Source organism: Microcoleus sp. B5-D4 (genome assembly GCF_036705145.1).
In the GTDB taxonomy this organism is placed as follows: Bacteria; Cyanobacteriota; Cyanobacteriia; order Cyanobacteriales; family Microcoleaceae; genus Microcoleus.
In genome coordinates this window covers 107,403-118,075 of sequence record NZ_JAUBTV010000008.1, presented here as the reverse complement: position 1 = coordinate 118,075, position 10,673 = coordinate 107,403, and the positions used below count along the sequence as shown (strand labels likewise).

Here is a 10,673-nt window from a genome sequence, read left to right as displayed (position 1 = left end):
TATCCTGATGCCCGATCGTCGATTAGTTTTGCACCTGTAGCGATCGGCCTTAAAATTGCAACTTTTCAGTGCAACTTTCCATTCTGTGGAATTAAAACTTTTGTACTTTAAATATAAACTTTGTAGAGCCGGCATTGCAAGCTCAATACCCCAACGGATTAAAATTGTCAAGTTTCAAGACTTGTAGAGTCATTCACCGCCAGCGATGAAGGTGGCACCGAAATATCTCAGTCCTGGATGCAAAAGCTGGCGGAGGAACGAGCTTACAGAAAGAAACAGCATGGAATTCAAAAGGTTAACTCAGAAATCGGGTTTCTACCTCTACGATTGTATCTGCTGCTAGTGGGCTCCGAGAATGGTCGATCGACAATCCGTAGCTTTTTCAGATATTATTAGGTCAAAAAAAAGCTCCTGCAGTTAAGCAGGAGCCTTTTTCAACTAGACAATCAAATCAGAAATAAATTCGATCGATTAGTCTAAGTCTGGCATAGCCAGCACTGGTTCATTTTCGCGATCGATACCCTTCTCAAAGCCAGCGACAGCCGCGCGAGCGCGACCAGCGTGCCACAAGTGGCCGACCAAGAAGAAGAAACCCATCACAAAGTGGAAACAGGACAGCCAAGAACGAGGAGAAGTGAAGTTAAACGAGTTAACTTCAGTCGCCACACCGCCCACAGAGTTCAAAGAACCCAAAGGAGCGTGAGTCATGTACTCAGCCGCGCGGCGAGCTTGCCAAGGCTGAATGTCATTCTTGATTTTGTTCAAGTCCAAACCGTTAGTACCGCGCAAGGGTTCCAACCAAGGGCCTTGGAAATCCCAGAAACGCATCGTTTCACCGCCGAAAATGATTTCGCCAGTAGGAGAGCGCATCAGGTATTTACCCAGACCGGTGGGGCCTTGTGCAGAACCGACGTTAGCACCCAAGCGTTGGTCGCGGATCAGGAAGGTCAAAGCTTGCGCTTGAGAAGCTTCCGGGCCCGTCGGGCCGTAGAATTCGCTGGGGTAAGCAGTGTTGTTGAACCAGACAAAGCAGCAAGCGATGAAGCCCATCAGGGACAAAGCGCCCAAGCTGTAAGACAGGTAAGCTTCGCCAGACCAGATTAAGGCGCGGCGAGCCCAGCCGAAAGGCTTGGTCAAAATGTGCCAAACACCGCCAGCGATACAAATCAGGCCCAGCCAGATGTGACCGCCGATGATGTCTTCCATGTTGTTGACGCTGACAATCCAGCCTTCGCCACCAAAAGGAGAGCGCACCAAGTAGCCAAAAATCACAGCCGGATTCAGAGTGGGGTTCGTGATAATACGCACGTCGCCGCCGCCCGGAGCCCAAGTGTCATAGACACCGCCGAAGAACATGGCCTTAGCTACCAACAGCAAGCAACCGCCACCCAACAAAATTAGGTGATAGCCGATGATGTTGGTCATCTGGTTCTTATCTTTCCAGTCGTACCCGAAGAAAGAAGAGTATTCTTCGAGAACTTCCGGGCCGCGAACGGCGTGATAAATGCCGCCCAAACCGAGAACAGCAGATGAAATCAAGTGAAGAACGCCGACTACGAAGAACGGGAAGATATCAGTGACTTCACCGCCAGGGCCTACACCCCAACCCAAAGTAGCGACGTGGGGCATCAAAATTAAGCCCTGTTCGTACATGGGCTTTTCTGGGATAAAGTGAGCGACTTCAAACAAAGTCATTGCACCGGCCCAGAACACGATCAAGCCAGCGTGAGCGACGTGGGCGCCCAGCAGTTTGCCGGAGAGATTGATTAAACGAGCGTTGCCAGACCACCAAGCGAACCCGGAGGATTCTTGGTCGCGACCGCTTGCGTAGGAATTAGAGAGCGTTACCACCCGGTAGAACCTCCAACGATTTTAGATTTTGGATTTTGGGTTTTTTTGTTCCCTAGTAGGGCACGGGAGTACCGCGCCTGCGCCGGGGAATTGGGATTTGGATTTCAGATTAATTTAAAAAAAGTAAATTAATCTGAAATCCAAATCCTGATTTTTTTAAAGTGCGTTACCGCGAGGCAGAACTTCTTCAGGGAAGATGAAGTTTTCGTGAGGTTGGTCTGTCGGAGCCATCCAAGCACGAATGCCTTCGTTAAGCAGAATGTTCTTAGTGTAGAACGTTTCAAACTCAGGATCTTCAGCAGCGCGTAATTCTTGTGATACGAAGTCATAGGCGCGCAGGTTTAATGCTAAACCGACGATGCCAATGGAGCTCATCCACAAGCCTGTGACAGGTACGAACAGCATGAAGAAGTGCAACCAGCGCTTGTTGGAGAAGGCAATTCCGAAGATTTGCGACCAAAAGCGGTTAGCTGTAACCATCGAGTAGGTTTCTTCTGACTGAGTTGGGTTGAAGGCGCGGAAGGTGTTTGAGCCTTCGCCGTCTTCAAACAAGGTGTTTTCTACGGTTGCACCGTGGATGGCGCACAACAGCGCACCGCCCAAGATGCCTGCAACGCCCATCATGTGGAAGGGGTTGAGCGTCCAGTTGTGGAAGCCTTGCAGGAATAGCAAAAAGCGGAAAATTGCTGCGACGCCGAAACTGGGGGCGAAGAACCAGCCTGATTGACCCAAGGGGTAAAGCAGGAACACCGAAACAAACACGGCGATGGGGCCGGTGAATGCTAGGGCGTTGTAGGGACGGATGCCGACTAAACGGGCGATTTCAATCTGACGCAGGCAAAAGCCGATCAGTGCGAAGGCGCCGTGGAGGGCGACAAATGTCCACAGCCCACCGAGTTGGAACCAGCGGGTGAAGTCCCACTGTGCTTCGGGGCCCCACAGGAACAGCAGGGAGTGTCCGAGGCTGTTGGCTGGGGTGGAGACTGCTACGGTGAGGAAGTTGGCTCCTTCGAGGTAGGAGCTTGCCAAACCGTGGGTGTACCAGGATGTGACGAAGGTGGTGCCTGTTAACCAGCCACCGATGGCTAGGTAGGCGCAGGGGAATAGCAGGATGCCAGACCAGCCTACGAAGACGAAGCGATCGCGTTTGAGCCAGTCGTCGAGGACATCAAAGATGCCTCTTTCGGTCTGGGCGCGTCCGACTGCGATTGTCATTGCGGTAAAATCCTTTTGCTTGTTAAAAGACCAAGGTTTCTAATTAAAGTTAACATAACTATATATTAGAAGTTCATAAATTTCAACTAGAACAGCAGGGTTCCCCCACTAGAGGCGTACTCGATGAAAGCGTGGTTGAGAGGAAGGCCATCTTGGTTGACGATGCTCAGCAACAATCCAACTGACCCTTCGTCGCCAAGCGGCGAGGTGGCGGTGGTTGGCTCGTTAGCTACTAAAGTTCCAGCACATTACACCTCGCAAAGTTGCCCTAAATGTGGGCATACCTCAAAGGCTAATCGACCGAACAAGGGGCTGATTTTCCGCTGTGAATGCTGTGGGCATCAACTTCATGCAGATCTGGTTGGGGCGCGAAATATCGCACTTAGAACGTTGCTCGTCCGGCAAGCCTGGATGAGTACCGGGGTCTTGTCAGCACTCCCTCATGTATCGAGCGGTGAAGCCAAAGCTGAAATCCTTTCGAGGTTTTCGGAATTGAGGTGGAGTTCAGATACAAGCCCCCATCATAGCGGTACTCCGCTTGATGGCGGTAGTTGACCATAATTAGCAGGAGTTGATACACAATCCCCACCCGCCCGATCGCGATCGCCTCAGCGAAGCGTCACGCTCGGTGGACTAATTGAATTAAGATTTGGCTTTAAGGCTGTTTAATTTTATGACTGCAAAAACAATGACCTCGATCGATCCTGTCCTGCGCTACCCGGTTTTGGGCTCCCGCCGCTTCAGCAATTACTGGTGGGCGACGGTGGTCAGCATTGGAGGGACTGGTTTCCTGCTGTCGGGCATTTCCAGCTACTTGCACGTTAACCTGCTGCCTTTTGCTGACCCGACTCAGCTCATTTTCATCCCCCAAGGCATTGCGATGGGTTTCTACGGTGTCTGTGGCGTGCTTTTGGCGCTCTACTTGTGGCTGACTATTCTCTGGGATGTCGGTGGCGGTTACAACGAGTTCGATCGACAAACTGGTAACATTCGGATCTTTCGCTGGGGTTTTCCCGGCAAAAACCGCAAAGTTGATTTTAATTGCAAGACATCGGAGGTGCAATCTGTGCGGGTAGACATTAAAGAAGGTCTCAATCCCCGCCGCAGTATTTATCTTAAGCTCAAAGACCGCCGTCAGTTTCCCTTGACTAGAGTCGGACAGCCGATTGCTTTGTCTGAAGTGGAAAATCAAGCGGCCGAATTGGCTCGATTTTTGCAAGTTCCCCTCGAAGGACTTTAGGGATTTTCGATTGGCGATTTGAGATTTTAGATTGGTAATGTCTCGTAGGGTGCGCCGGGCCGCGCACCTTACCTACCTGGTAAGTGAAAAAGATCGATCGGCGAGTAAGCCCGTTACCAATTTTTGAATCTATCAATTAACCATACTTCCGACAGTTTTTGATGGCCAACCGTAGAATAAGGGTTGCAAGGATCGGCGGCAAGTTCGCTATCAAAGCAAAATCGCGGTTTTCAGACTACGAACTACAAACAGTTCAGACTATTGAATTAAAATCTTTAGTTGCCAAGTCCGTAATTGACTCAAAGTGAAAATACAAATGCAAATGCAAATCAAAATTCAGCGGTGGTTGTTCTCACTTTTAATAATTGGCGCGTTGTTTGTCGGAGGATGTGGTAGTTCTCCTGTGGCTAACTCGACTCCGACATCGAATCCGGCGTCAGGTGAAAGTATTTCTTTGTCTCCGTCTCCGTCTCCTTCTCCTGCATCTGTAGCGGCGAGTTCGCAATTTAGCAATTTGCCACGATTGGAAGGAAAAGCAACGGTGGTGATGACTGTTAAAGGGGCTCCAATTACGATCGAACTCGACGGCACAAATGCGCCAATTACGGCGGGCAATTTTGTCGATTTGGTTCAGAAAGGTGTCTACGACGGGCTGGTATTTCACCGAGTCGTGCGGGAACCTCAGCCTTTTGTAGTTCAGGGTGGCGATCCCCAGGGTAAAGACCCTAAATTCCCTACGGCGCGGCTGGGAACTGGTGGTTTTATTGACCCGAAAACTACTGTAGAACGCAGGATTCCTCTGGAAATTAAAGCTAAAGGTGCTGCAAATCCGACTTACAGTGCGACGCTAGAAGAAGCTGGGGTTAAGGAGAAACCCGTGTTGATGCACAGTCGCGGGGCTGTGGCTATGGCTCGATCGCAGAGTCCTGATTCGGCTTCTTCTCAGTTTTACTTTACTTTGACCGATGTGCCGTTTTTGGACGGTAGCTATGCGGTTTTTGGGTACGTCAAGCAAGGCATGGATGTTGTTGATAAGATTGAAGCGGGCGATCGCATTGAGAAAGCTACCGTTACTCAGGGTTTGGAAAATTTTAAGGCTGTTAATTAGTAGTCAGTTGGCAGTTGGCAGTTGGCAGTTGGCAGTTGGCAGTAGTCATTTGAGAAACAACTGCCTTCTACTTTCTACTTTTTGCCAAAAGCAAGCCTTTTACTTATGGATGTTGTTGTTACCGGAATTGGTCTTGTTTCGGCTTTAGGTACTCTGGATGATGGCTGGAAAAGATTGTTGTCCGGGAAGTCGGGAATTCGACAACATCAACCTTTTTTAGAAATAGAACCGCTACCTTTGGCTTTGGTTGGCACAAAACCTGCTGATTTAATAACTTTAATTCGGCAGGTTTTAGCAGATGCTTTGCAAGATGCTAATTTGACTTTGCCTTTGCCTGATTGCGGGATTGCGATCGGTTCTAGCCGTGGCTTCCAGGCAAATTTGGAACAGTTGGCGAGGGAAGGAAGTTCGGCAACGGATTCTGTAACGGATGTAACGGATGTCAGGAAGAAGTCCGATGGAAGTCGGAAGAGGGAAGAAGTCAGATGGAAGTCGCAAGAGGAAAGAGAATTCTCAATTACCGATTCGCAATGCCCAATGCCCAATGCCCCATGCCCAATGCCCAATGCCCAATGCCCAATTCCCAATTCTCAATTTGTGAATTTTTTGCCTCACATGGGGGCGATCGCAGCGGCGAGGGCAATTGGTTCGACGGGGCCGGTATTGGCACCGATGGCTGCTTGTGCGACGGGCCTACAGTCGATCGCCCGTGCTGTTGATTTAATCCGCACGGGTGAGTGTCAGCGGGCGATCGCAGGTGCTGTGGAAGCGCCTATCACACCGCTGACTCTGGCTGGATTTAGCCGGATGGGTGCTTTGGCAAACAATGGGTGCTATCCCTTTGATGAAAATCGGGAAGGCTTTGTACTCGGTGAAGGCGGGGCTTTATTTGTATTAGAATCGGCCGAGTTGGCAAGGCGTCGTGGTGCTAAAATTTACGGTCGAGTTTCTGGTTTTGGCTTGACAAATGATGCTTGTCATGCTAACGCGCCGGATCTGGGGGGGGAAAGTGCGATCGCGGCGGTAAATCAATGTTTGAAACGCAGCAATTTGGCGGCGATTGATATAGATTTTATTCACGCTCACGGTACTGCAACTGAGTTAAATGACCGACACGAAGCACTGTTAATTGAGAAGTTATTTCACCGAGGAGTTGCTGTTAGTTCGACGAAGGGGGCTACGGGTCATACTTTGGGAGCTTCGGGAGCTTTGGGCGCGGCTTTTTGTTTGATGAGTATTAAATATCAGATGTTGCCGCCTTGTGTTGGAATGAAAAAACCGGGGTTTGAATTAGATTTTGTTCGCTCTGCGCGATCGGCTATTGTCAGAAATGCGGTTTGTTTAAGTTTTGGCTTTGGCGGGCAGAATGCTGCGATCGTTTTATCTGGCGATCGTTAATTTTTGTAAACTCGGTTGATCGGCATTTAAATTACACGATCTCTCTACAGTTAAAATCTTCTGAGGTGGCCGGAGTCCCCCCACATCTAATTTAAATCTCAAAAATAGTACAATATTTATGTATTTTAGTCAATTAACTGAGAATTTTGGTGAGCTTGCTGGTGCTGCTATGCTAGTCTGGCTCTGCATCCCGACGCTAATCCTTGCGTCAAAGCCTCGGAGGCTAGAAAAGAGAGCCAGATTAAAGCAGTATTGTATTTTATTAACGCACCGATGGTGATCAGCGAAAATAGAAGAAAGAAACTGTTTAAATTAAGTCTCAGGTATTTTCACATGGATCTGGCCTCTCATCGATTTATGTCTTATTTTGAACCAGAGCAAGCTGCTCACCTTTGCCAAATAGCTGTTTTGGAGAGTTTTGCTGAGGAAACGCTGGTTTTTGAAGAAGGAGAAACAGCGGATTTTTTATATCTAGTTTTAGAAGGGAAAGTCGAGTTTAGCAAGCGTATCGAAAATCATAAATATCAAACTGTTGCTGTCGCTAACCCAGACGATTATTTTGGCGAACTCGGAGTTTTAGACGGAGAGCCTCGCAGTGCTAGAGCTGTGGCAGTTGCAGGCTCGACTTTGGCCAAAATAGACCGTGAAGAACTAATAAAAAATCTCCAGTTTGCTAAAGGCAGTTCGGTACTGCAAATGTTTAGTTTCATTACTAAAAATTTACGGGATACCACGGATCAATATGTTAGCCAGTTGGTACACAAACAAAAAATGGTATTGGTAGGAGAAATGGTGAGTACAATTATTCACGATTTCAAAAGCCCTTTTACCGGAATTAAACTCTCCAGTGAAGTGATCAAAGAAATGCACCCGGATGAGGAAACTCAGGAGTGGTGCGAACTTATTCAATTGCAGGTTCAGCGAATGTTGGGGATGGCTGAAGAAGTGTTAGAATTTTCGCGGGGTAATTCTGTATTAAATAAAAAACCAGTTAATCTAATTCAGACGTTGCAGCAGTTTCAAAAGTTGAACCGAGTTTATTTTGAAGCAGCAAAAGTAGATTTGGTAGTACGGGTGGCAGAAGTGATAGTGGAAGCGGACGAAAATAAGATTTTGCGCGTTTTACAAAATTTAGTTGGGAATGCGGTTGAGGCTTTTGGCGGACGAGGGGGGCGGGTGGAGATTGCTGCGTGGCAAAGTGAGGAGTGGGCAGAAATTAGCATTTACGATAACGGCCCGGGCATTCCGCAGGCAATTAAGGAAAAGTTATTTGAACCGTTTGTGACCTATGGTAAACGGACTGGTACTGGGTTGGGAACAGCAATTGTTAAGTCGATGGTTGAGGCTCACAAAGGGCAAATTACTTATGAGTCGGAGGACGGAAAAGGCACAACTTTTTACATCCGCTTGCCGAAAACCCGGGCTTTAGCAGATCAAATTTAAGTAGGTAGGAAGATATATATAGCCTTTCTCAGAAAGATGAGGTACTACCCGGCATAGGGCATAGGCCTCCGTGGGCATAGGGCATAGGCCTCCGTGGGCATACCTCACTTTTTTGAAAACCGCTATACTGAGGACTTTCTCACTAAGCCTCATATCGATTCCGCTTGCACCGGAATAATTGTTGACTGTTGACTGTTGACTGTAGAAGGAGGTGTCAAAAAAATGAAAATTGCGCGAATTATTGGTTGGCAGATTGATTCGACTTTACTCCCGACGATGAAGCGCGGATTTTATATCATTCCGGCGCAGCCGGAATTGATATCAGAGACTGGGTTGATGAGTAGATATCTTGTTATCAAACAATATTTTTCTAATAAACCGGGTTTAAGAGCGTAAGTCCTAATACTGTGTAGCGACTTGCCGAATCAAGTAGAATTGAATTAACGAAATGCTAAAAATCTGATGCCAGTTAATATTCAAACCTTACCCACAGAAGTTATCAACTTAATTGCCGCCGGCGAAGTGATTGACTCGATCGCCTCCGCGGTACGAGAATTAGTTGAAAATTCTCTGGATGCTGGCGCAACTCGCATCGTTGTTTCTGTCTGGCCCGAACAGTGGCGGGTGCAAGTTGCAGATAATGGTACAGGAATGGATCTGGAAAATTTGCGGCAGGCGGCTTCGCCTCACAGTACGAGCAAAATTACCACGGAAGCTGACCTTTACAAAATTGATACTTTGGGATTTCGTGGGGAAGCTTTGCACAGTTTAGCTCAGTTGGGCTGTTTGGAGGTTTTGAGCCGATCGAATGATTTGGGATTGGGGGATTTTTCGGAAAATCGAGAATCGGCGCAAACCCCCGCCAAATCTTCCTTTAACAAGGGGGCAATTGAAAATGCTCGATCGGGCTGGCGGGTGGTTTACAATAACGCGGGCGTTGCTGTGGAGGTGGAAACAGCGGCGATCGCTCCGGGTACGGTGGTGACTGTTGATAATTTGTTTGGCAATTGGCCTGTGCGCCGCAGTTTTTTGTCGCCCGCACAGCAAATGCGATCGATCCAATTAACCCTTCAGCAAATTGCTATTTGTCACCCGCACGTTAATTGGCAGTTGCGTCAAGGAAATACGCCTTGTTTGCACGTAACTCCTGGTAGCACAGCGGAACAACTTTTACCTCAATTTGTGCGCGGTGTGCGATCGAGCGATTTGCAGTATTTAAAAGTAAATTTGCCTTCAGTTCCTGAAAGGAATAAATCGCCAGATTATTTCGCACACACGCAATTGTTTTTGTCAAAAACACAGCCGAGTTACCAATGCCCAATTCCCGATGCCCAATTCCCAATGCCCAATGCCCCATGCCCACTTCCCAATTCCCAGTTTTTAGAATTAGTAATTGGTTTGCCAGATCGCTGTCACCGCAGGCGGCCGGATTGGGTGAAAGTTGGGGTAAATCGGCGAGTTGTGCGATCGCCCGAATTAGAGCAAACTATTCTCAGCGCCTTTGCGCGCACTTGTCCGCGCGATCGCTATCCCGTGTGTTTTGTCCACCTGCAAATCTCCCCTTCGGAAATCGACTGGAACCGCCACCCGGCTAAGGTTGAAATTTATCTGCACGATCCGAGTTTTTGGCAAGCGCAAGTTAGCGCGGCAATTACTCGTGCCTTGCACCTGAATGATGATGTTTTGCCGCCTGTCCCTATTCCCGATCGAGTGGGACAATTGCTGAAGGCGTCGGAACAAAAAAGTGCTTACAGTGTCGGGATTTCGGCTAGGGAGAATGATGACGGCGGCGAACAGGAAAAAGCTCATAAAATAGGATTGATGGAATTGAGGGCGATCGCTCAAGTTCACAATACTTACATTGTTGCAGAACATTCCAGCGGCATGTGGTTGGTGGAACAACACATCGCTCACGAGCGCGTTTTGTACGAGCAATTGTGCGCGGCTTGGCAGCTAAAATGTCTAGAAAAACCAGTAATTCTCAGTCAATTATCTGCACTGCAAATTGAGAATTTATCCCGCTTGGGTTTGGAAGTAGAAAGTTTTGGCGAACAGCTATGGGCTGCCCGCGAAGTTCCTGAATTGTTAGCCGATCGAGATGACTGTGCGGATGCGCTTTTTGAACTCAGTAAAGTCGCAGATTTACAAGCGGCTCAAGTTGCGACTGCTTGCCGTAGTGCTATGCGAAACGGTACTCCTTTGAGTCTTTCCCAAATGCAAAATTTGTTGGATGAATGGCAGCAAACTCGTAATCCGCGCACTTGTCCTCACGGCCGCCCTATCTATTTTGCTTTGGAAGAATCGACTCTCGCTCGGATTTTTCGCCGCAGTTGGGTGATTGGTAAAAGTCACGGGATTTGAAAGTTGATTTGATATCCGAGGGCGTTCACCTCAGTCTGGCTCGCTCGAAAAAAATAT

Annotated in this window: 9 protein-coding genes; 7 read left to right on the top strand and 2 right to left on the bottom strand. The window is 48.2% G+C overall.

From position 1 onward, the window contains the following. Positions 1-471 precede the first annotated feature (471 nt). Both psbC and psbD read right to left on the bottom strand, forming a co-directional pair. Complete coding sequence (gene psbC, locus QUB10_RS06070) at positions 472-1,851, bottom strand: photosystem II reaction center protein CP43 (protein ID WP_333102538.1); 1,380 nt, start codon at positions 1,849-1,851, stop codon at positions 472-474. A 156-nt stretch (positions 1,852-2,007) separates the two neighbouring features. Further along, positions 2,008-3,066, bottom strand: a complete 1,059-nt coding sequence (psbD, locus tag QUB10_RS06065; RefSeq protein WP_333055206.1) for a photosystem II D2 protein (photosystem q(a) protein) — start codon at positions 3,064-3,066, stop codon at positions 2,008-2,010. 123 nt (positions 3,067-3,189) lie between these two features. Between psbD and QUB10_RS06060 the strand changes: the two genes are divergently transcribed. From QUB10_RS06060 to mutL, 7 genes are all read left to right on the top strand, one after another. Then, on the top strand, positions 3,190-3,621 hold the full coding sequence (locus QUB10_RS06060) for a zinc ribbon domain-containing protein (protein WP_333200433.1): 432 nt from the start codon (positions 3,190-3,192) through the stop codon (positions 3,619-3,621). Positions 3,622-3,739: 118 nt separating this feature from the next. Beyond that, positions 3,740-4,306, top strand: coding sequence for a photosystem I assembly protein Ycf4 (locus tag QUB10_RS06055; RefSeq protein WP_333057558.1), 567 nt, complete (start codon positions 3,740-3,742; stop codon positions 4,304-4,306). A 316-nt stretch (positions 4,307-4,622) separates the two neighbouring features. Continuing rightward, positions 4,623-5,414 (top strand): peptidylprolyl isomerase, encoded by a 792-nt coding sequence (locus QUB10_RS06050; protein ID WP_333200431.1) that lies wholly within the window; start codon positions 4,623-4,625, stop codon positions 5,412-5,414. Between the two features lie 105 nt (positions 5,415-5,519). Further along, positions 5,520-6,812 (top strand): beta-ketoacyl synthase N-terminal-like domain-containing protein, encoded by a 1,293-nt coding sequence (locus QUB10_RS06045; protein WP_333200429.1) that lies wholly within the window; start codon positions 5,520-5,522, stop codon positions 6,810-6,812. Positions 6,813-7,145: 333 nt separating this feature from the next. Further along, complete coding sequence (locus tag QUB10_RS06040; RefSeq protein WP_333200427.1) at positions 7,146-8,255, top strand: ATP-binding protein; 1,110 nt, start codon at positions 7,146-7,148, stop codon at positions 8,253-8,255. Positions 8,256-8,477: 222 nt separating this feature from the next. Then, positions 8,478-8,651 carry a hypothetical protein gene (locus QUB10_RS06035; protein ID WP_333200426.1) on the top strand — a complete coding sequence of 58 codons (174 nt, stop codon included), beginning with the start codon at positions 8,478-8,480 and terminating at the stop codon, positions 8,649-8,651. Positions 8,652-8,717: 66 nt separating this feature from the next. Continuing rightward, positions 8,718-10,616, top strand: a complete 1,899-nt coding sequence (mutL, locus tag QUB10_RS06030; protein ID WP_333200424.1) for a DNA mismatch repair endonuclease MutL — start codon at positions 8,718-8,720, stop codon at positions 10,614-10,616. The last annotated feature ends 57 nt before the right edge of the window (positions 10,617-10,673 follow it).